The sequence below is a fragment of the Enterovibrio norvegicus DSM 15893 genome (assembly GCF_900115495.1).
In the GTDB taxonomy this organism is placed as follows: Bacteria; Pseudomonadota; Gammaproteobacteria; order Enterobacterales; family Vibrionaceae; genus Enterovibrio; species Enterovibrio norvegicus.
Window position 1 is genome coordinate 1 of sequence record NZ_FOWR01000048.1, and the last position, 22,560, is coordinate 22,560.

Annotated in this window: 16 protein-coding genes and 2 tRNA genes; 13 read left to right on the forward strand and 5 right to left on the reverse strand. The window is 46.6% G+C overall.

Going from position 1 to position 22,560, the window contains the following annotated elements:
• On the reverse strand, window positions 1-224 hold a 224-nt coding region (locus BM082_RS21355), incomplete at its 3' end, for a transposase (RefSeq protein ID WP_244276057.1).
• Between the two features lie 1,200 nt (window positions 225-1,424).
• Here BM082_RS21355 and rlmKL point away from each other — a divergent pair.
• From rlmKL to rmf, 5 genes are all read left to right on the forward strand, one after another.
• Window positions 1,425-3,557, forward strand: a complete 2,133-nt coding sequence (rlmKL, locus tag BM082_RS21365; protein ID WP_017013610.1) for a bifunctional 23S rRNA (guanine(2069)-N(7))-methyltransferase RlmK/23S rRNA (guanine(2445)-N(2))-methyltransferase RlmL — start codon at window positions 1,425-1,427, stop codon at window positions 3,555-3,557.
• Window positions 3,557-3,811: a glutaredoxin family protein gene (locus BM082_RS21370; protein WP_017007591.1), complete on the forward strand. Its 255-nt coding sequence runs from the start codon at window positions 3,557-3,559 to the stop codon at window positions 3,809-3,811. The genes rlmKL and BM082_RS21370 overlap by 1 nt, the downstream gene beginning before the upstream one ends.
• Window positions 3,798-5,717 (forward strand): ATP-binding cassette ATPase Uup, encoded by a 1,920-nt coding sequence (uup, locus tag BM082_RS21375; RefSeq protein WP_017013611.1) that lies wholly within the window; start codon window positions 3,798-3,800, stop codon window positions 5,715-5,717. The genes BM082_RS21370 and uup overlap by 14 nt, the downstream gene beginning before the upstream one ends.
• A gap of 2 nt (window positions 5,718-5,719) precedes the next feature.
• A complete protein-coding gene (locus BM082_RS21380) occupies window positions 5,720-7,573 on the forward strand; it encodes a DUF3466 family protein (protein WP_017013612.1) in 1,854 nt (617 codons plus the stop codon).
• 164 nt (window positions 7,574-7,737) lie between these two features.
• A complete protein-coding gene (gene rmf / locus BM082_RS21385) occupies window positions 7,738-7,908 on the forward strand; it encodes a ribosome modulation factor (protein WP_017011042.1) in 171 nt (56 codons plus the stop codon).
• Between the two features lie 296 nt (window positions 7,909-8,204).
• On the opposite strand, the gene fabA is transcribed toward rmf, so the two are convergent.
• Window positions 8,205-8,723, reverse strand: coding sequence for a bifunctional 3-hydroxydecanoyl-ACP dehydratase/trans-2-decenoyl-ACP isomerase (gene fabA, locus BM082_RS21390; protein WP_017011043.1), 519 nt, complete (start codon window positions 8,721-8,723; stop codon window positions 8,205-8,207).
• A 63-nt stretch (window positions 8,724-8,786) separates the two neighbouring features.
• On the reverse strand, window positions 8,787-10,490 hold the full coding sequence (locus BM082_RS21395) for an AAA family ATPase (RefSeq protein ID WP_017013613.1): 1,704 nt from the start codon (window positions 10,488-10,490) through the stop codon (window positions 8,787-8,789).
• A 260-nt stretch (window positions 10,491-10,750) separates the two neighbouring features.
• On the opposite strand from BM082_RS21395, the gene matP reads away from it, so the two are divergent.
• From matP to BM082_RS21410, 3 genes are read left to right on the forward strand one after another with little or no spacing between them, the layout of a single operon-like run.
• On the forward strand, window positions 10,751-11,200 hold the full coding sequence (matP, locus tag BM082_RS21400; RefSeq protein WP_017011045.1) for a macrodomain Ter protein MatP: 450 nt from the start codon (window positions 10,751-10,753) through the stop codon (window positions 11,198-11,200).
• A 9-nt stretch (window positions 11,201-11,209) separates the two neighbouring features.
• Window positions 11,210-11,500 (forward strand): DUF3634 family protein, encoded by a 291-nt coding sequence (locus BM082_RS21405; protein WP_017011046.1) that lies wholly within the window; start codon window positions 11,210-11,212, stop codon window positions 11,498-11,500.
• Window positions 11,497-11,898, forward strand: coding sequence for a PPC domain-containing DNA-binding protein (locus tag BM082_RS21410; RefSeq protein ID WP_017011047.1), 402 nt, complete (start codon window positions 11,497-11,499; stop codon window positions 11,896-11,898). The genes BM082_RS21405 and BM082_RS21410 overlap by 4 nt, the downstream gene beginning before the upstream one ends.
• A gap of 143 nt (window positions 11,899-12,041) precedes the next feature.
• On the opposite strand, the gene BM082_RS21415 is transcribed toward BM082_RS21410, so the two are convergent.
• Window positions 12,042-14,990, reverse strand: coding sequence for a M66 family metalloprotease (locus BM082_RS21415; protein ID WP_241814524.1), 2,949 nt, complete (start codon window positions 14,988-14,990; stop codon window positions 12,042-12,044).
• Window positions 14,991-15,295: 305 nt separating this feature from the next.
• Entirely contained in the window at window positions 15,296-16,891 is a 1,596-nt protein-coding gene (rtcR, locus tag BM082_RS21420; RefSeq protein WP_017013615.1) for an RNA repair transcriptional activator RtcR, read from the reverse strand.
• A 324-nt stretch (window positions 16,892-17,215) separates the two neighbouring features.
• Between rtcR and BM082_RS21425 the strand changes: the two genes are divergently transcribed.
• The 5 genes from BM082_RS21425 (at window position 17,216) to BM082_RS21445 (ending at window position 22,105) form a co-directional block, all read left to right on the forward strand.
• Window positions 17,216-17,290 (forward strand) — tRNA-OTHER (locus tag BM082_RS21425).
• A tRNA-Cys gene (locus tag BM082_RS21430) sits at window positions 17,289-17,359 on the forward strand. The genes BM082_RS21425 and BM082_RS21430 overlap by 2 nt, the downstream gene beginning before the upstream one ends.
• Before the next feature lie 206 nt (window positions 17,360-17,565).
• Window positions 17,566-18,723 carry a slipin family protein gene (locus BM082_RS21435; RefSeq protein ID WP_241814525.1) on the forward strand — a complete coding sequence of 386 codons (1,158 nt, stop codon included), beginning with the start codon at window positions 17,566-17,568 and terminating at the stop codon, window positions 18,721-18,723.
• Between the two features lie 338 nt (window positions 18,724-19,061).
• Window positions 19,062-21,380 carry a marine proteobacterial sortase target protein gene (locus BM082_RS21440; RefSeq protein WP_074928543.1) on the forward strand — a complete coding sequence of 773 codons (2,319 nt, stop codon included), beginning with the start codon at window positions 19,062-19,064 and terminating at the stop codon, window positions 21,378-21,380.
• A complete protein-coding gene (locus BM082_RS21445; protein ID WP_017013618.1) occupies window positions 21,377-22,105 on the forward strand; it encodes a class GN sortase in 729 nt (242 codons plus the stop codon). Before BM082_RS21440 ends, BM082_RS21445 begins: the two co-directional genes overlap by 4 nt.
• Window positions 22,106-22,560 lie beyond the last annotated feature (455 nt).

Here is a 22,560-nt window from a genome sequence, read left to right on the forward strand (position 1 = left end):
TCGCCCTCTTCGGTTTTGACACGTTTGCTGCTCGTGCCATTCCGACTGTTGTTTGATGGCGACTTTTGATGTTTTTCGTAGCCTAGGTGCTCATCCATTTCAGCATTCAACGCTGCTTCGACGGTGATTTTTTTCAACATCTGGCTAAATTCGTTCAAGTCCTCAGGTGTTTTGATACCTTTGGCTGCTTCCTTTGCGAAAGCTTCGAGTTCTTTCTTGTTCATGCGCATCTGCCTATCCTTAACTCTCATTAGAGTATGGTGTGATAGCCAGTTACACAAAATTAGTTACAGTCTCCTATCAGCCTTTCTTTTCTTCACGTTCTCAATATCTGCTTTTACTCCTCATCATCTTGTCGTTAAATCCTCCAACTATTTGCATGGTTCTGTTGATCAAAAAAGGGCGATACTCGTCCATTTTCGCTTACTCAACGCCTGACAACTTTATCGTTAATCCTGCTGAAATCGCTGTTGTATCAAACAAATTGTTACTCACCAAAGGTGTTGAATGTGCCTCCTTGATAGCGGCTATCATGTTAAATTCTGAGTTCAGGGCATCTAAGAAGGGGAAACGTTTCATCTCTTCTAAATGAATAGCTTCCGCGTAAACATTCAACAAAAACACGCTTCTAAAACATATAATGCACGCGCTCTGTGAGTCGTATTTGCATCAATCTCTCACTGTTATGGGTTTGTTACATACAATTTCCCGTATTTGCCTCATGTTTTCTTCGCTTATTTTCCAATCACTTGACGTGATGCCTATCACGTATTTCTAATCATTTGGTATGGTTTTTGTTCATGTGTATTTGCTCATTAGAGCGAAAATAGGGCATAGAACAGAAACAAATCCTCATCCTTTTCCCCTTTAATGTGTTCATTTAGGACTGAAACCCCTTGTTGGTATATACCAGATTTATGAGGTTTTATTAATTCCCAATAAGACATAGTGACGGTGGCTTTAGCATTTAGATTCTTTCCATTTCGTGACGTTGTGGATAAGTGTGTGCTTACTATGAAAAGGAATAACTATTTTGAAGACAGCGCTAGGGTGAATAGTCTTTGCCTGAAGGGCGTGGCGGAGTTTTGTTTCCTAATGGAAACATTTTTTTGCACGAGAATAGCGTACGGGGAAGTTACAATTGAACGGGATTAGGTTGTCCTTGTCAGACACTCATCGAAAGAGCTCAAACAAAAGTTAGGGCTTTACCTTGTTAAGCGTGTTGGTGTCGTTTTGTATTGTTCTCACGAGTTACTGTACGAACCTGAGAACATTTATCCTGAATAGAATCTGACTGTTTATGCAGCAATAAGAGCGTAAGACCCGTTTGTTTTGGATAAATCGAACGAAGTCTTATGCAGAGTTGAGCGAAGTCCATTTAATTCAGTTATAATCGCGCGCAACATTCCTCAGAATACATTTCCATGAATCAATATTTAGCAATTACCTCCCGCGGTCTTGAGAACCTTCTAGCAGAAGAATTAGAGCAACTCGGTGCAAGCAACGTGAAAGCGGTTAACGCTGGCGTGCGTTTTCGTGCTGATGAAAAAACGCTTTATACCTGTTGTTTATGGAGCCGCACCGCATCCCGTTTCATTCTTGTTCTGAGCGAGTTTGATGTACGTGATGACATGGACCTGTATCTGGGTGCGTCAGCAATTAACTGGCCACAATATTTCAGTGAAAGAAAACGCATTGCCGTCGACTTCAACGGTACTAACCGTGAGATCCGTAACAGCCAATACGGCGCGTTAAAAGTAAAAGACGCCATCGTTGACCGTTTTGTAAAAGCGGATCTTGATCGCCCAAGCATCGACCGTGAGCAACCAGACCTGCGTATCCACATGCGTTTGTCGCGTGAAAACGGCTTGTTGGGTATCGATATGGTTGGTAGTGGTTTGCACCAACGTGGTTACCGCACAGAGGCGGGCGCAGCACCACTTCGTGAAACCAACGCAGCAGCGCTTGTCATGAAAAGCGGTTGGACGTTTGATCAACCCTTGCTCGACCCTATGTGTGGTTCAGGCACATTGCTTATTGAAGCAGCTATGATGGCGGCGCAAGTTGCACCAGGCCTAAAGCGCAAACGCTGGGGCTTTGAATCTCTGAAATCTTTCGACCGCGAGAAGTGGATGGAAGTACATTCAGAAGTCACGTTCAAATCGAAGAAAGGCCCTGCGAAATGTGAAACGCGTTTCTTTGGCTTTGATAACGATGCGCGTGTGCTTGAAACCGCTAAATCCAACGCGCGACGTGCCGGCGTGTTTGACTTGATTAAATTTGAATTGAGCGACGCAGCAACGTTAAGCAAGCCTGAAGGGTTTGAAACGGGCCACGTGATTTGTAACCCTCCGTACGGTGAGCGTCTAGGCACAACACCAGGCTTGATCGCGCTTTATACCCAACTGGGTGTTCAGCTGAAAACAGAATTTAAAGGGTCGGTTGCCTCTATCTACTCGGGTTCAGACGAATTGCTGAGCTGTTTGCGTATGCGCGCAGAGAGCAACTACAAGCTTCGTAACGGCGCACTTGATTGTGTGATGAAAACGTACCAGATCACTGCACGCGGTGAAGTTGCACCTGTAGAAGGCCAAAAAGCGCCAGTATCAGATGTGGCACCTGAGTTTTCTAACCGTCTTCGCAAGAACATCAAAAAGCTTGAGAAGTGGGCGAAACAACAAGGCCTAGAATGCTACCGCCTGTACGACGCTGACTTGCCTGACTACAACGTGGCGATTGACCGCTACAAAGATCATATCGTCATTCAAGAATACGCGGCACCAAAAGAGATCCCTGAAGAAACGGCACGCCGCCGCTTACTGGACGTTGTTCGTGCTGCTATCACCGTGACGGGTGTTAACGCCAATAACGTGATACTGAAGACACGTGAAAAACAAAAGGGTACGAATCAGTATCAAAAACTGGGTGAAGCCAAACGCTTCATGGAAGTACAAGAATACGGCGTTAAGCTGGAAGTGAATCTTCAAGATTACTTGGATACAGGCCTGTTCTTGGATCACCGCTACACGCGTAAGCTGTTGGGTGAGAAGGCGGCAGGTAAAGATTTCTTGAACCTGTTTGCTTACACTGGCACAGCCACTGTGCATGCGGCAGTGGGCGGCGCGCGTTCAACCACGACGGTAGATATGTCAAAAACCTATCTAGCGTGGGCTGAACGCAACATGAAGCTCAACGGCAAAGTAGGGCGTCAACATCAGTTCATTCAATCTGATTGCTTGAAGTGGTTATCAATGGCTGATGGTCAATATGACCTTATCTTCATCGACCCACCAACGTTCTCTAACTCTAAACGCATGGAAGACACGTTTGATGTTCAGCGAGACTACCTCAAGTTGATGACGGATCTTAAGCGTTTGCTTCGTCCTCTTGGCGAAATCGTGTTCTCGAACAACAAGCGTAACTTCAAAATGGATTTTGATGCGTTGAATGAATTGGGCTTGTTTGCACGAAACATCACAGATCGTTCTATTCCGCTCGATTTCGAACGAAACAAACACATTCATAATTGCTGGATCGTGACCCACAAGGAAGGTTAATGGCGTTAGTCCTCTACAGCACGGAAGCTTGTCACCTTTGTGAAGAGGCTTTTGCACTTTATCAAGCCGTGGGTAACACCACGGCTTTGCGCGTTATCGACATTGCGTTTGATGACGTGCTTTTTTCACGTTACGGCGTCACTATTCCCGTATTATCTCTTCAAAATGAAGACGGTTCAGTGCTCAGTGAATTGGGCTGGCCTTTCGATTCTTCATTACTACAGACATGGTTAGATACACATGGCATTGATTAATATCACCAACGCGCAGCTTGCCTATGGCGACAATCCATTACTGGATAAAGCTGAGTTTGTTCTTCAACCCGGTGAGCGAGTGTGTTTGGTTGGCCGAAATGGCGCAGGCAAATCCACACTGATGAAAGTGATTCACGGCACCGTGCTGCTCGATGATGGCAGCATTAACCGTCAAACAGATTTGAAGGTATCACGCCTTGAGCAAGATCCTCCGCGTGATGCGGAAGGCACTGTGGTTGATTATGTTGCTGAAGGTTTGGCGGAAGTAGGGGCGCTATTAAAGCAGTACCACGAGCTTCTAGGCTTGATGGAAACCGATCCAAGCGAAACAAACATTAACCGTTTGGCTCGCGTGCAAGAGCAGCTCGACCATCATGGTGCATGGCACTTTGAAAACCAAATCACGCAAGTGCTGGACGCCTTGAAGCTTGATGGAAACAAGAAGCTTTCTGAGCTGTCCGGTGGTTGGCAGCGTAAAGCCGCATTGGCACGTGCGTTGGTTTGTGATCCTGACATTCTTCTTCTCGATGAGCCAACCAACCACTTGGACGTGGCAACCATTATGTGGTTGGAAAACTTCCTGAAAGATTTCAAAGGTTCGATCATCTTTATCTCGCATGACCGTGCATTCATTCGTTCAATGGCAACCCGCATTGTAGATCTTGATCGAGGTATGTTGTCTTCTTTCCCTGGTGACTATGAAATGTACCTAGAGGGCAAAGAGGAAGCGTTGCGTGTTGAAGCTGAACAAAACGCGCTATTCGACAAGAAGCTTGCGCAAGAAGAAACGTGGATCCGCCAAGGCATTAAAGCGCGTCGTACCCGTAACGAAGGCCGAGTGCGTGCACTGAAGCAATTGCGTCGCGAGCGCTCTGAACGTGTTGATGTAATGGGTAAGGCTAACATCCAACTGGATGATGCTGCGCGTTCAGGCAAAATCGTCTTTGAAGCGAAAAATATCGGTTACCAATGGGGTGAGAAGCGCCTCATTGAGGACTTTAGCTTCAACGTTATGCGTGGAGATCGCATTGCTTTAATTGGGCCCAATGGTTGTGGTAAGAGTACCTTGCTCAAAGTGATGCTGCAGCAACTTGAAGCTGACTCAGGCTCTTTCCATGTGGGCACGAAACTCGATGTGGCGTATTTCGACCAATACCGTGAAAAGCTGGATCCCGAGAAAACAGTGATCGACAACCTTGCTGAAGGCAAACTTGAAGTCGATGTGGGCGGGAAAAAACGCCATGTACTTGGGTACCTGCAAGATTTCTTGTTCCATCCTCGTCGCGCGCGTACACCAGTAAAAGCTCTGTCTGGTGGTGAGAAAAACCGTCTATTGCTGGCGCGTCTTTTCTTGAAACCTGCCAATTTATTGGTACTCGATGAGCCAACCAATGATTTGGATATCGAAACTCTGGAACTTTTGGAAGAATTGCTTGCCAATTATCAGGGTACCTTGCTGTTAGTGAGTCACGATCGTCAATTTGTTGATAACACAGTGACGCATAGCTGGGTGTTTGAAGGGGATGGCTTAATTCGTAAGTTTGTGGGTGGCTATCACGATGCAATGCAGCAACGTGAGAACTACTTGAAAGCAACCGAGACCAGTAAACCTCAGAAAACAAAGCCAGAAACATCAGCAGAAGTGCCGAAAAAAGCACCAGAAGCGAAAAAGACAACGAAAAAACTGTCTTACAAGTTGCAAAGAGAGCTTGAAGCGCTTCCACAGCTACTTGAAAACTTAGAAAATGAAATTTCGCACATTCAGGAGTCGGTCAACGACCCTGCGTTCTTCCAGCGTAGTAATGATGAAACACAAACTGTGCTTCAACGCTTAAGCGAAGCTGAAGCAGAGTTAGAAGTTGCCTTTGAACGTTGGGAAGAGCTCGAAGAAATGCAAAAGGATTAGGAATGCAGTTCAACAAATTCAAATTGTCAGCAATCGCACTCGCGGTTGCTGGGTTACCAACGCTTGCAAGTGCAGCGATTTACAATGTTACCCAAGAAACTGGGGCTTCAAGCGGCCAATCTTCGGCGGCAACGGCGATTGCAGCCGATAGCTCGAAAATCGCGGTAGAAGTGCTTCGTGGGCCTGTTGGGCTGAACTATTCAGAAGAAATGCCCTACATGGTAGATGAAGAGCATTTCATTAATAGTTATGACGACCTTGATAACTATTGTGATAATTACCTCGGTTACAACACCTGTGATGCTTGGGCGGATGAACAATGGTATGGCATCAAAGCCACTGGTGAAGTCTGTGATAGCCAAGACAGTGAACAAGTTTGTGACGGCGGCCTGAAGAAGGAAATCGACGCATGGAACAACGGGTATACGTCTAACAGTACCGCCTCTGTTGATGGCTTAAGAGCCAATCCTTTTGGTGCCGGCGTCAGCACACCACCAGCAGGTTCTGTTAATGCAAATTCTACCAACGTTGTTATCAATCAGATCTCAGATGCTGGCAATGCGGTAGGTGCGTCAAGTAGTCCGTATTATCAGAATGGTGCTGTTAACGCGAGAGCGTTTAAGACCCGTGGTTTTAATGATGCAACTGAACTGCTTCCACCATCAGGATTGGGAACGGTTATCTCTACCATCGGTCAAACCAATGCCAATGGAGCGATTACAGTCGGTTCAGATGTCATTACGTTTGGTTCTGCGTCTATTGCCAACATGGCAGATACGGGGAACGGAAACAAAGCGCCTGAAGGTTCAGGCCTTGGCAATTTGAACAGTTGTTCATCAACTGCGAGTTACTCCGATCGTGCTTGTCAGTATTTCCAATTTGCTAATCAGGCGTCAATTTGGGTTTCTAGTTATACAACGAATGCAGCTAATGCACGCGTGATCGCTGATTTTCCTGATGGAGCCACTGGCAATACTGACGATACCGCGCAAGCGTCGGTAAAAGCAGCCTCCATCCTCACCAGCGACACTGCACCAACGATGGTCGGTTTTAATACTTACAACGACAGCGGATTCTATGCTCGTGCCGTGAAATATACGCCGATTGCGGATTTTGCGAATTGCCTTATTTCTCTCGAGAGTACTCCTAGCCAACGTTGTTGGACAATGTCACTTATCCCTGGCATCGAGATTCGTCAAGGTGGCGACATTATCTATTCTTACACCGTTGCGAATGACATTAATGAGAATGGCATTGTCGCGGGTATTGCCAAGAACTTCCGTCGCTCAAGCGGTGCTTATGCGGAAACGGTGTTTATCAACGAAGGCGCGTCTACAACGCTCCTAGGCCCATCTCAAAGTTCATTGTTTTTCTCTGGCTATAACGCCACGGCATCATCAATTAACAACGATAATGAGCTAGTGGGTAAGGTTGATACTGAATCTGCGCGTGACCGTGCTCGTCGTCAGCGTGGTTACATTTACCTTCATGGTTCAGCAACAAACTTAGCTACGTTCCAAAATACCCGTGGTTGGTTGCTTGATGATTTGACCAATGGTGGTGCTGCTTCAGACACCAACAACCAATACCGTATTGCTGAGGCTTTCGATATCGCTGATAACGGCGACATTGCAGCATCTGCTTTTTACTGTGCTGGTGGATATCGTTCAACTGCACACAACGCGCTTTGTGACGGTACTGAAGAACTTGTCGCGGTAAAACTGACTCGAAATAACAGCGGAACAATTTCACAACGCACTTACGATGATCAAACAGTGTCGCGTAGTGGTGGCAGTGTTGGCTTCTTAGGTTTGGGTCTTCTTGCGCTTGCGGGCGCAATGCGTCGTAAAAAGTAATTTTCTTTTCTGGCTCACTCTCACAAATTTTTGGAGGATGAGCCTCCCAATGCTTGATTATTCTCTGAGCATGAATAAGTCTTAATGGGTGCGGTAATAAAACGTCAACATGACCAACACCGCACCGTAAAGATGAAAACGTCGAAGGATAAGAGGGCGGAAATATGAAAAGACAGAAGCGAGATCGTTTAGAACGTGCACAAGCAAAAGGCTATCAAGCGGGTATAAACGGTCGATCCTCTGAGACATGTCCTTATCAGGCCATGGACGCACGCAGTCAATGGTTAGGTGGCTGGCGCGATGGCCGAGATACAAAAACGACCAACATGAAGTAAACCCACTCCTAAACCACATCTTAGCAAGCCCCTTGAACAGGGGCTTTTGCTTGCTCATCTAACGCACTATAACTTATTGGTTAGGGCGGATAACAAACGGAAAAGCGCCGTCTTGTGAATTGAGCGCGCAGAACGCTTAGGATAGGTAAGAAAAGTGCAGGCAGAGCTTGTCTATGAATGGTGGACTGGAAAAATCTCGTATCTCGTATCTCGTATCTCGTATCTCGTATCTCGTATCTCATGCCAATAAAAAAAACCGCCACAAGGGCGGTTTTTGAAAACATGATGATGTCGGCTTAGAAAGAAGACGTATCTTGGAAAAGGCCGACCTTCAGGTCTTTTGCTACGTAGATTTCTTTACCGTCTACCAATACGCGACCATCAGCAACGCCCATAACCAACTTACGGTTGATAACGCGCTTCATTTGGATTTCGTAGGTTACTTTCTTCGCGGTAGGAAGCACTTGGCCAGTGAATTTCACTTCGCCAACACCCAATGCACGGCCTTTACCTTCGCCGCCCATCCAACCAAGGAAGAAGCCAACAAGCTGCCACATTGCGTCAAGTCCCAAACAACCAGGCATAACTGGGTCGCCAGGGAAGTGACAATCAAAGAACCACAAATCAGGGCTGATATCTAACTCAGCGACGATGAAACCTTTACCAAAGTCACCGCCTTCGTCAGTGATGTTGGCAATACGATCCATCATTAACATGTTTGGCGCTGGCAACTGTGGACGACCTGGTCCAAAAAGTTCACCTTGGCTTGAAGCTAGCAGGTCTTCCCTAGTGTAAGAATGGCGTTTCATTTGCATTATACTGTTCCTTCGAAAAGATAGTGGCACTTTAGCGTACACGTGTACGCCAAACAACTCGGATCAGTGAAGGAGCCAGCTTTTAAGCTTAGAAATTAGTGATATGTGACGATGCTCACCGTGGTGAAACGCTTCAATACGCTCTGCTATTTTATCTAACAGGGTCTCTTCTTGTTCTTCCTGCTCTTCTTGAGCAAGTTTTTCTTCTGGCTGTTCTTTATCGCCACTGAAACGAAGTCCAGTAATGAGCGGAAATGCCTCTTCAACATCTTCAATCGCCCAAAGGTGGAATTGGCCTTCGCGAATAGCCGTTGCCACGTCGTTACTTAGGCACAAAGCGTTGAGGTTCGTTTTCGGCAAAATCACGCCTTGAGAACCGGTTAGGCCACGGTTTTCACAAATGTGGTAGAAACCTTCAATTTTCTCATTGATCCCACCAACGGCCTGCACTCGACCAAATTGATCAACGGCACCTGTAATGGCAATACTTTGGTTGATAGGTTGTTGAGCCAACGCACTGACAAATGCACATAGCTCGGCAAGAGAGGCGCTGTCACCATCGACTTCACAATAAGATTGCTCAAACACGATAGAGGCGGCGTAAGGTAGAGGCTCATCAAGATCAAGCGCTGCGCTGACGAAGGCTTGCATGATCATCATACCTTTGGCGTGAATGTTGCCAGCCAAATCGACTTTGCGTTCTACGTCGGAGATGTCGCCATCACCAAAGTGAACCACACAAGAGATTCGTGCCGGTTCGCCATACGCCATAGGGTGTCCTGGCATTTCAACAACGGTTAAGCCGTTAACCTGACCAATGTGCTCACCACGGGTATCAATGAAGACTTGGCCTTTATGAATGTCGTCTACGGCGCGAAGTGGCAGGTAAGATTCACGGTAGTATTTCTCGCTAATGGCTTGTTGTACATCGTCTTCAGTGACGCTGTCACCTTTTGCTTGGTAATCGGCTTCACGAAGCAGTGACTGAATCCATAGCGGGCACAGTGGCATGCGGTCTTGGTCTTCCGTAAAGCGCACGCCTGCTTGCATCACGCGTTTTACTGCGCCAGATGTCAGTGGTTTTACCCCATAGGAAGATTGAAAGCCTTTTAACACAGAAAGGTAATCGTCGACGCTCTCTGGCGTAAGCAGCATATCGGGTTCGTATTCGGTATAGATGCCTAAACCATGCAGTTCTGGCTCGCCATCTTCGAAATCATTCATCAATGAGCGGTCACCGATAACAATCAGGCGTACTGATAATTCCGATGGGTTAGGCAGTTCGCAATAAGTGTCTGGCTTTGCGCTTTTCCAAGGTAGGTTGCCGGTGCACAATACGTGCTTGAGGCGGCTCCAGATATTGGGTTGGCTGATGACACCTGTTAGAGAAATGAGAAGTACACCGCCATTTGCTTTGTGAAGCAGTCCTTCAACACTCCGTGACATTGTCACATCTTCGTTGGTGGGGTACACTGCGCCAAACAATTGAGTTTCATCGAAATTCTCAGCGACAACCACGGGCATATCAGTCGATGGGAGTTTGTTGGCCACGATATCTTTCACAATAGAAAGGTAGTCATGGACATCTGGCGCCGTGACGAGCAGCAAACGTGGAAAGTGCACTTCATGCACAAGACGCTGAATGCTGTTTGTTAACCTTGGTTGCAACGCACAAGGGGTCATTGCGGTTAAGGCTGAGTAGTTTTCAATCTGTTGTTCAACATTCGAAAACTGGGGAACTACGGACTGCCAGGTAACTTCTTGCATACGTCTGGGATTCAACTCTTGGTGTGTTATTTACCGAGAGTATAAAGGAAGAAGACCTTGCAAAGTAGATAAGATCATCCCCTGATACACGGTTATCGCGACGTTCGGCGAAATAAGTTGCTGAACGTCACGAGTTTGAAAATGATATCGCCGAAATCAAAGGGATAAGTCAAGATGCGTTTGATTAAAAAATAATCTACTGTTACGCTGTCACTGTATTAATGTCTTTTATTGCTCTCAACTAAAAACATACTAAGAATATGAAATATCAACAACTTGAAAACCTCGAAGCTGGATGGAAGTGGGCCTATGTGGTCAAAAAGCATAAAGAAGGGGCCAACGTTACGCGATATATCGATACGAGCGAGGCGCAAGCCGCTGTAAACAGCTTATTGTCAATAGAACACGAGCCAACAAAAGTGATCGAATGGATCACTGAACACATGTCTCCTGATCTTGATAACAAACTGAAGCAAGCCATTCGTGCGAAGCGTAAGCGTCACTTTAATGCTGAACAAGAACACACACGCAAGAAATCAATCGATCTTGATTTTCGTGTTTGGGAAAAGCTGTCCTTGAAGGCGCAAGACCTAGATGCGACATTGTCTGACACGATTGAATACTTGTTAGGTGAAGCTAACCGTTCTCAAAACGCCAATAAAAAGGTAGATGCGCTCAAGAAAGACTTGAGTAGCTTGTTAGACATGTAAGGTGAGATCATGGAGTATTTCTTAGCCGTTAGCTTCATTGCTTTGTTTGCGTTTATCGCGGTCGATCGTCCCATTGTTTATATTCGCTTTAAAGATGGCGAGGTGACGAAAACAAAGGGAAAAGTCCCGCACGGCTTTCTGCATGACTGTGCTGAGATCTGTAAACGCACGCCGTTCACTGGAACGGTGAAAGTGTATAGAAATCGTTTCAAACCCGCCAAATTGGTGCTCTCCAAAGGGATTGATAGCAAAGTTCAACAGCGTATCCGCAATGTTTTCCCGCATAAATCTTTCAAATGAATTCACAAGTATCTCCGATAGCCTTTCGCTTAACGCGAGGGGCTGATCTAAAACACTCCATTCTCGCATCTGTTCAATCCAACAATATTCAGGCCGGTTGTATCGCCTCTGTTGTGGGGTGTTTATCTACGCTCTCTTTGCGTTTGGCTGATGGTCACTCTGTTGTCACGTTAGAGGGCGCCTATGAAATCATCGCCGTTTCAGGCACGTTAACGCCAGAACATGTGCATCTTCATCTTTCTGCCGCAGATCGTGAGGGGAAAATGATTGGAGGGCATCTGATGGAAGGCAGTATCGTCAGCCATACGGCAGAAGTATGCTTACTTTCTTTTCCTGCCATGGCGTTTACGCGAGAGTATGATGATGACACGGGGTACACCGAGTTAATCGTTAGCTAGTCATTGCCGCTGATATCACTTTTGTAGGCATGCGCTGTGTGCTAAATAGCCGCAATAAATAAAAAAGGGCGCATTACGCGCCCATTTTCGTTTTAGCTTGGGTTGTTGTTAACCCAGTCAGTGACTTAGCACGGAGTAGTGCACTATTTCACTTCCATGGATTGCGGCCTTGAAAAATCAAGATACTGTCCATTGCGTGCTTTTACCGATTTAAGTTCTTCATTTGTCATGCTTTGGCTAAAGGTCGCCGTTCGGTTGTAAGAAAGGTTTGGCCAATCGCCCAAGCGAACCTTCACGCCTTCGTCGGCATAGACATACACCTCGTGTTTTCTGATCCAACTTGGCAGTGCATAACCAGAACGCTGATTGGCGGGTAAGCAGTATTGCTCTCGGGTTGTTAAGCTCACGATGCAGCCAAGCGGTGTCGAGCTTTGTTCTACGCGCATAGAGCGAGGGGTTGAGAAATCAATATAGTCGCCATTTTGTGCGAGTACATTGGAGAGTTTTCGGTTTTCAACCGTCCCTTCAAATGACGCAATGCGACGGTACGAAAGGTTATCGTAATCAGACAACACCACCTTAGCGCCAGGCTCAGCTTGAACATACACCTCATGGCGATTTATCCAGCTTGGCAAAGAATAGCCAGCACTTTTTCCTACTGATAAACAGTACTTTGCGCCAGAAGAGAGGCTTACAATACAGCCTTTTGGTTTAGTGACGTTGTCACCTCCAATGGTGGTGACAGTTGGCTTAACGTCTGTTGCATCGATTTGTCGGGTGCTTAGTGTTTTGCCATTACAACGCACTTCCGCGTTCAGCACCTCTGCGGAGCGCTCGATATTCACGTTGAACTGGTTCATTTGGTTTGCAGAGAAACGTTTATCTGACAAAGCAAAATGCAACGTACCTTTGCGGCGAGTCTCAACGTTTAGCTGACAAGTCGCGTTCGCGCCGTCTTGGGCGTACGTCATGCCATATGCACCGTGGGTTGCTGGGTAGACATAACTTCGTAGTTTGTTCTCAGGATCGTAGTAACCGAAGAGCGTCGTAATAGGTATACCTTGCTTTTTGGGGATGCGAGCAACACTCAAGTCTGGTTTATTTGTGCGGTTCCAAGTCTTTCCATTCGAAACATAGTGCCATGTATTGCCGTTTTGAATTGTTTCAACAGTATTGTTCACATGCACGCTAGAGGTATAGCCCGCACGGTGCGCGATACTGATCACTTTGTCGGTATTCGAGCGCTTCGCATTGGGCAGATAAATATCGCGCGTCCAATCGCCGTTGCTAAATGAAATATTGATCAGCGTGTTCGTCGATAACAGCGCGGTTAAGCTTGCTTTCGACACCTGAGAAGGACCCGCAGTTGCAGTGGTTGCATTGTCGACCTTTAGTGTCCACGCTTCCATGGCTTGGGTTTTGTTATTCCACGTTGAAAAACCCGTTGGCGACGACGTATCAAACACGGCTTTGTTTTCGAGAAAGCGCTGAATACGCTGCGCAGTATACGGTGTATGGAGCGTGTAATTGTTATAGGTCGCATCGTAGATACCACCACCAGCCATCGCATCCTTATTGAATGCAAAGCCTTCAAATGCCTCTTGGCATTGATCGTTAAGGCACGTTGCTTTGTCCGTCTTCACTCGTGAAAAATTTGGAATGAACGTATTGGTATCTGCGTCCCAGCCCCATGTAGAGTTAACAGCATTTGGAGGACGGTGAACTGAACCATTAAAGCCGCCCGGATAGTGGCCCATCCCATAGTTATGGCCGAGCTCATGGCTGAATTCGTTCCCTTTACTGTTTAGCAGTGTCACGATGCCAGCACCGCCAGAAAGACCATGCACCACGACACCGTTTTCATAACGCCCTAGGGTGTTATGTGCGCTGATTTGTGCGGTTGCGTAAGGGTGGCTTCCTCCGGGGGCGGATGAATGAATGCCGTAGTTGGCGTTATTGATGCCGAGCGACATTAAGCGCTTCCCAATGGTTTCGCGCATGCTGCCTTTGTGCACGCCGCCAGTATCAGGGGCGAAATCTGTTAGCAGTGTGCCATCAGGCATCATGACTTCTTTAAAGTGCAGTGGCGTGAAATTGTTAACGATAAGCTTGCTGGTGGGCGTTTGTTGGAAGTATTCGCGGATCAATTCAGGCTGCGTTTGCATCTCGAATTGATCGCGGTTAGGCGTCAACATACCTACATCGATGGTGTTCAGAAAAACCTGTGTTGGCGCGCCGACATTTACGCCTTTTAATGTGCCTTGTTTGCCATTAGCGGTGAAAGCAAAGGACACCCCAGGTTCAATGAATGTTGCATCGATAGCGACAGACCAAAAATCACCGTACTTCACACGGCCTGCGTTCGCATCTACGTCGCTAAACCAGCTTCCGTTGAGGTAACGAAAAACGCGTGTTTCACCACGATTGACGGACAAGCGTTTACCCGAATATTTCACTGTTGAGCGGTATCCAGCCTCAGAGGAAACAACGACCGTTCGGCCATTAGCCACATTTGAGTCTGGAAGCGTGAACGTGCTGACCCATGCGCCATCGGCTGTTTTAAGCTGAATAGCACTGAACTGCTTGAGCTGCTCAGTAAAGAACGACGCGTCTTCAAATTTCTTCAGCGTACTGGTGCCCGAAAATGAGCGGTCATAAGCGCTTGGTATCTTGAAATCGTCAGTGTTTAGGCCCGCAGAAAGCCCGCTCCCTGCAATGCTAGGAAGCGCATCGGGAGAGGCCATATCAAACTGTGCTTTTAATGCATTGTCTTTGTCGAACACAGACACGCGCACTTGTTTCGCATGTTTATCGCGCTCCGACAGTTTCATCATCACCAAGGTGTTGCGCGCACCGGTCAGGTGAGGCTGAGTATCGTTTGGAATATGTTGCTTGGCAGGAATAATGGCGTGCTGTGCAAACATGACATAGCCCGAAAGCGCGCCTTCCAAATCGTTATAGAAATTGTTGTTAAAGGTCGCGACAGGGCTGGCGGCTGTGTTTGTTTCAGCCAACACGTACGGAGAAGCAAGCGCCAGTGCGATCGCCAAGCTTGTTGAAATCCTTGAACGGTGTAAGGATCGTTTTTGCATGATTGATGAGCCTTTTTAGGGTGAAAGTGGTCATCAATATATTCATAAACAGTGTGGTTATTTGCGTTAATAATTAGACATGCGAATGTATTTGTTATTGCCTAACTATCGCTGCGGGTTATTACGCCTAATATTCTGATTAATAGTTACTAATTCTGTTTATTCACCCTAGTGACTGATTACGCATTAAGGTGAGAAAATTCTCGGGGTGAGTACAAGAGATTATGCATAATTCGCCAGTTAGGTGAATGAAGTGCTCAACGAGATTGTGTCGAGCACCTCAAGATTCACGTGTTTATTGGTCACTATCCGTTCTTTAGTGCCTTCCAGTTAAGACCAAATTTAGCCAAGTACTTTTGAAGTCGCGATGAATCATTGGCTTGCGTTTTTTTCGTCCGACTGACGTTGAACAACTCACGTCCTGCTGCGGCCATGGAGTCATGTTGTGCGCAAACATCGAGCACAAACTGTAACTGGTGCTTATCGAAGTCGTCTAAATCCATGAGCACATCATCTCTGAGTACATTTAAAGATGAAGAGGCCAAAGTAGGGGCATCACTCGGTGACCACGATGCACGAAGTCGCTGCACTTCATCATTCACGTCTTCGACAGAAATCCGGGAAGAGTCTGCCAATGTGCCTAAACGTGTAATGGCAGAGCTAAGGTCGCGGAAGTTACCTTGCCACGTTGCCTTGCTTGAATGAGCAAATTGGAGAAACGCATTTCTTGCTTCTTTATTAAATCTGACGCGGTGTCCGTGCTTCTCAGAAAAAGAAAGCAACTCATACTCAAGGTTGGCGTCCAGATCTTCTTTTCTGTCTTTCAGAGCCGGGAGTTGATAGGTCCATAGGTTAATGCGCGCCAATAAGTCATCTCGAAACTCTCCGCGTTCGACCATGGCTTTGAGATCGCGATTGGTTCCGGCTATTAATTGGAAATCACTTTGGGTTTCGTGGTCACTGCCTACGGGATGGAAGCGCTTGTGTTCGATAGCGTGTAACAACATGGCTTGCTCTTCTAAGCCCAGCTCGCCAATTTCATCGAGGAACAGCAATCCATTATTGGCAGCCATAAGAAAACCTTCACGCGCTGATGAGGCGCCGGTGAATGCGCCTTTGGTATGCCCAAACAAGGCAGCCATTGCGTTCATGCCTTTTAACGTCGCACAGTTCACCACAACGAACTGTCCTTTCAACATCGAGCGCATTTTCTTGAGTTGATAAATACGTTGAGCGAGCTGACTTTTCCCAGCGCCGGTTGGGCCGGTAAGCAGAATAGGGGCGGTCGAACGGATAGCCACTTTCTCTATCTGGGAAATCAATTGGTTAAAAGCGGTGTTCTTTGTTTCTATGCCTGATTTAAGAAAGGTTTCGCCTTGAAGGCTTGCATTGTCAAAGCGCGTAGCGAGCTGGTCATAACGCGATAAATCCAGATCGATGAGTTGAATACGACCAATGGATTTGTCTTCCTTACTGTTGTCAGGGGCGGTTTGAATGAGTTTACCGGGGAAATGACGACTTTCCGTTAAGAGATAACTACAGATCTGAGCAACGTGCGTGCCCGTCGTAATGTGGAAAAGGTACTCATTGTTCTCGATATCAAAATCCATGGACTCACAGAAATCATAGAGCTTGGCGTAAACCTCTTCGAAATCCCAAGGATCGAGGAAGTTCATTTCGCACACATGCACCTGGGTGTCACTCGACACCGCTTTAATGTCTGATGCGACAGTTTTGGCAAGACGCAGGTTGTGATTGTCATGAAGCAAGTACACTTCATCTATCGGCAGATCTTCTTGGCTGACGAGACTCACATTAGGACGCCAACGGTGGAGGCGATCGACGTGTTTCCCAATTCTGTCTAGCTGTGTCCCCAACAAGCTCAGCGCAATCGTCTTCATTTCTATTTTTCCCTTCGCCCAGACATTTAATCCTATCTATATGGATAGAAGGCATATCTAAACTAATCAAATCGTGTGTTTATTTTTGAAGGGTAAGCAACACTCTTTTTGGTGCCTGGTTTAAAAAAGCAAACATAAACATCCACATAAAACTATTTTCCTGTTTCTTAACGTGTTTGGCACGCAACTTGGAATACTGAGTCTGTGATTAGCGGTGGTGACTCAAACGTTCACGCTGGTGCACGTCACATTGTGACTGTGTATTCCGATCACACACCTCTGGAGAGGGGCAGTTTCCACTGTTACGGGTTCGATTCCGTTTAATGACTAGATAGCTCAGGGGTAGAGCGACGAAACAACGTTTTGTGTGCGTAGGTTCGATTCCTACTCTAGTACCCAATTGGTAGCTCAGTTGGTAGAGCGGCGAAAGCAATTTCGTTTGTCGCGGGTTCAATTCCCGTCCAATAACTTTATGTATCGCAACACGGCGTAAAACGGGCTGGCCACTGCCAGTGAGACGTAAATGAAACAGCGAGATTTAGCAGGCAGGACGCCTCCTGAACCACAAGTTTTGCTTGCCCCTTATTGGCATGTTTGTCCTTTTTACGCTCAACACCTTGGCAAAATTGCTCGTGATTAGACGAATGATTTAGCACGGTAATTTAAGGAAGAAAATGATGTTTAGAAAAACCATTAAAATTGCAGAAAATGAACGCGCACTGGTATTCAAAAACCAACAACTCACGGATGTGCTTATGCCGGGCACTCATAAGGTGTGGGATATTTCCGATGAGGTTAGCTTTCAGCGCTTTGACATTGATACGCTGTATTTCTCTCCAGTAAACGGTGAGCGCTTGTATCAAAGCAATGTTGCGTTGCGTGAGCAGATCACACATGAAAAGCTGAATGATACAGAAGTTGGCTTATTGTTTTTGAATGACATGCTGAGAGGAGTGGTTGCGCCAGGCGAGCGACTCTTTCTTTGGAAAGATGCGGGTGATATTCGTGTTGAACGAATCGACATAAGCACGCAACTGCAACTCACCGAACAAACCTTGTTTCTCGTGAACAAAGCGGGTGCAAATACCGCCACAAGACTGATTCGAAGTGCAGAGACCGTCGCGATCAAGCCCATCATGAATGCCGTGGTGAAGAACAACCATGTGGGATTGCTTTATGTCGATGGCAAGCTGGTGGAAACGCTCGAGCCAGGGCAATACGGCTATTGGCAATTCAATCGCGACGTGACGCTTAAGTCGTTCGATACGCGTACGCTAATTTTAGAGATTGCAGGGCAAGAAATCATGACAAAAGATCGTGTGAGCTTGCGGATTAACTTAACGGCGAGCCTCCGTATTATCGATGCGAAAATCGCCGCGAGTAATGTCGAAAAACTTGAAGACTACGTGTACAAACTGCTTCAACTTGCGCTTCGGGAAGCCATTGGCACTAAGACACTGGATGATCTTCTGTTGGATAAACTCTATGTCGGCGAAACGGTGAGAGAACTGGTGACAGAACAACTCGTTGATATCGGCGTTGCGCTGGGCAATGTAGGCATGAAAGACATCATTCTGCCGGGGGATATCAAAGGGATTTTGAACCAAGTGGTGGAGGCGCAGAAATCTGCTGAAGCCAACGTGATCAAACGTCGAGAAGAAACAGCCGCAACGCGAAGCTTGCACAACACGGCCAAAGTGATGGAAAACAACCCAACGCTAATGCGTCTCAAAGAGCTAGAAGCGCTGGAAAAAGTCGCTGAGAAAATCGATAGCCTGACAGTGTACGGCGGGTTAGATGGCTTGATGCAAGGTGTCGTGAAAATAACGTAAACCGCGCGCTTCTTTCTGTTTATACATCAACAACTGAAGGAAAGAAGCGCGTCCTGAGCATGGAAATCATAAGGTGTATTGGGAACAAAAAAATAGTGAAAAAAGAATATAAAACCGCACGCGAATGCTTGTGGACGTCAGTGTTCAGAAGTCGATGTTCTTTCGCGTTGTCATATGCTCTTTGGCATGAGAGTTATTGGCTTAACGCACTATAACTTATATGTGTGGGTTTGCCACAATTTCGCCATAATTGGTCTTAATTAGCCACAATTGAACCCCAGAACAGACAGAATGATTTGATGTAATGATGCCATTCAAAACACAGAGAGGACGAAGCAATGGCATGCTTACCCAACGTCAAACCATCAGGTTTAGAGTCCAAAAATGACAGTGAAAATGCTGTCGCTGCAAAACGTCAATTCAAGCTGTGGACATTGGCGCTGCTGCTTTTTATCGCTACACCGTTTGTTACCTTGGCCAATGAGCAAGAAGGCGGGCTATTTCTTCAAATGGTGAACAGCCATCAGAATCTATGGAGCGAAGCCCCACAGCTTTCAACCGATGCTGACATGGAAGTGAATGGATTGATTAATCGCGTTACTGTGACGCAGACGTTCACGAACCCGACAGACAGTTGGGTGAATGCGCGTTATTTATTTCCATTGCCACAAAACGCAGCGGTGGATCGACTGACCATTCGAGTCGGCGAGCGCATCATTGTGGGTGAAATCCAACCCAAGCAAAAAGCACGCGACGCTTTTGATAAAGCCGCAGCAGAGGGAAAGAAAACCTCGTTGGTTGAGCAACATCGCTCGAACCTGTTTTCGACTCAGATAGCGAATGTCGCACCAGAAGAAACCATCATTGTCGAAATTGAATACCAAGAAACCGTGAAGTATGAAGACGGGGAATTTAGCCTCCGTTTCCCAACGACTTTTACGCAAAAATACATCCCTGGTTTACCTGTGCCTTCTGTTGGCCAGCTTAGTCCTGCAGAGAAAGCGATTCAGAGTGACAGTGCAAATGCCCTTGTTCATGCAGAGGTTGTTGTTGGCAGCAATGAGGAAGCAAATTCACCAGAGAATGCCGCAAAGGCGATATCATCAGGTGATTCGGTTTCGCAAGAAACGCCTGTTTTAGCACAAATGCACAATGGCTGGGCGGTAGCCACGCCTCAAGTACCGGATGCCAATGAAATCACCCCTGACTATCGTGATCCGCTGATTGATGGCGACATTCAATTTACGCTGAGCATAGATTTGAACACAGGGCTTGAGTTGGATGCCGTCGAAAGCCCATCCGCGGCGATCAACGTTCAACAAATATCCCTGACGCGTTATGCCGTCACGCTCAGTCAAATGGAACTCGCCAATAAAGATTTCGAATTGATATGGCGTCCAACTGCGGGCTTTAGTCCTGTTGCCGCCATGTTTGTGCAAGATACAGCAATGGAAACCAGCGCAAATTCAAGCGTCGAACTCGAAAGTGAAACGCGTTATGGCTTGCTCATGGCCATGCCGCCGCAAACGAATGAAAGAACCAGCATTCCGCAGAACATTACCTTTGTTCTAGACGTATCAGGATCCATGTTTGGAGACGCAATGGAACAGGCAAAAGAGGCGGTTATCTATGCCTTAAACCGTCTTGATGCGAACGATTATTTTAATCTGATCATCTTTAATGATGAAACAGCATACTTGTCAGACACACCACTCATCGCCTCACTTAAAAATATCGGGGAAACCATTTCTGTTGTTGAATCACTCAAAGCCGACGGTGGCACGGAAATGGCTGGCGCCATTAAGCTTGCTTACGAATATGCGCCAAAAGAAAACTACGCGAACCAAATTGTTTTCATCACCGACGGTGCCATTGGTAACGAAGCGGAGCTCTATGCATTAATCCAAGAAGGGCTGGGAAACAGAAGGTTGTTCACTGTGGGAATTGGCTCAGCGCCAAACAGCGCATTCATGCAGCGCGCGGCGATCAGCGGAAAGGGAACCTTTACACATATAGGCCAGCTCAACCAAGTGGTCAGTGCCTTACAGCCGCTTTTCGACAAACTATCAAGCCCAGTGATGCAAGACATTAAAGTGACGTGGCAAGACGGCACACCTGTTGATGCATGGCCTTCGCCGGTGCCGGATTTGTATAAGCACCAACCTTTGACATTAGCCTTCAAAATTCCTTCGGACGCTAAAACCCTCAACCTGTCAGGCAAGCTAAATCAACAATCGTGGAATTACAGCATTGATTTAGAAAACGTAGGCGCCGGACAAGCAACGGGCATTGATGTGCTTTGGGCGCGCAAACAAATTGAAAGCATTACCTTAGATCAAACCTTGAGCGCTGACCAAAAAGAGAAACGCATTACCCAGTTGGGGCTAGACCATCACATCGTGACAAAGCACACCAGTTTGATCGCGATTGACCAAACACCAACACGTCCTCTTGATGAAAAAGCCGCGTCGTTCAGTATCAATCCACACAAGCCTCAGAATTCAGCGAATGGGTCAAATGGTGTGATGCTACAAAGCGGATTGGGAAGCACGATGGCAATGCTGTTTGGTGGTCTTATCGTCATACTCAGTGTGTTTGCTTGGTGCTGGTCAGGTCGAATGCGCCAAGATCGCGAGGTGTGGGAGTCGTTGTCATGAGCGTATTTAAGGTACGAGTCAAACCGTATGGTCACTACTTTCAACACGTTAATGGTTTCGCCCAAATAATAAGCCTTCGCAAAGCCGTGATCTTTTCAGTATTTATGATGGGACTCGCGCTGTTTGGGCACGGTGTTTACATTCAAGCCAAGGCTGAGTTGGCACAATTACTCATCGCGCATGCATGGGAGAGCCAACAACGAACAGGGGGCGTTCATCGCCCTTGGCCGTGGGCCGACACATACCCGATTGCGAAAATGGGCGTCAATGGTGAATCTCCGCAATGGGTGCTGTCTGGCGCAAGCGCGCGAAACTTGGCATTTGGGCCCACGCTTCAAATGAACACCGCATTGCCTGGCAAACAAGGGAACATGGTTATCTATGGGCACAACGACACGCACTTTGCAGGCTTAAGCCAGATTGAAATCGGTGATGATATTGCGATTGAGGACGGCAGTGGACAACAGCGCCTTTACCAGATTCGTGATTTTAACATCGTCGACGAGTCAGAAACGCAATGGATTCAAGATACGGCGGACGACCGTCTAACCTTGATAACCTGCTATCCCTTCAACGCATTAACGGTAAATGGACCCCTGAGATTCGTGGTGATAGCAACCCCTAAGGAAGAAGACAATCATTCGATCACACAAGATGAAACATTGCAGAACATAACCCTAGATATGTTATATTCCGACGTTAATTCAATAGGATACTGGTTATAGAGTAGATAAAAAGAAAATATAATTTAATGCACTATAACTTATAGGTTAACCTCAGTTAAGTCGATCCAATAGTGGAATAAACCATAAAGAAAACACCGTTAACCGTACCAGGATTAATGAACGTGAATTGGCTACACAGAGACAAGACCCATAAATTCAAAAACGAATGACCAAAAAAAGGACGCTTAGTTAATAAGCGTCCGAAGGGAGGTTTCTGAGGCAGTGTTGTTATTGTTAATCCAGGCACAGACCGGCATTTTTGAAATGATCTCGATGCTGACCAGTACTTTGTTTCGTTTGAAGACAATGAGTGACTCATAGAGTGGCATCTCATTTATCACTCATGTTTACTCGACACATATCATAAGGTTAGTGCAACGGTCTCAGGCTGCATGATGGGCATGTGATAATTAGAAAGTGGTCAAGCGCACTCCAATTGAGAGGCAACTCAATTG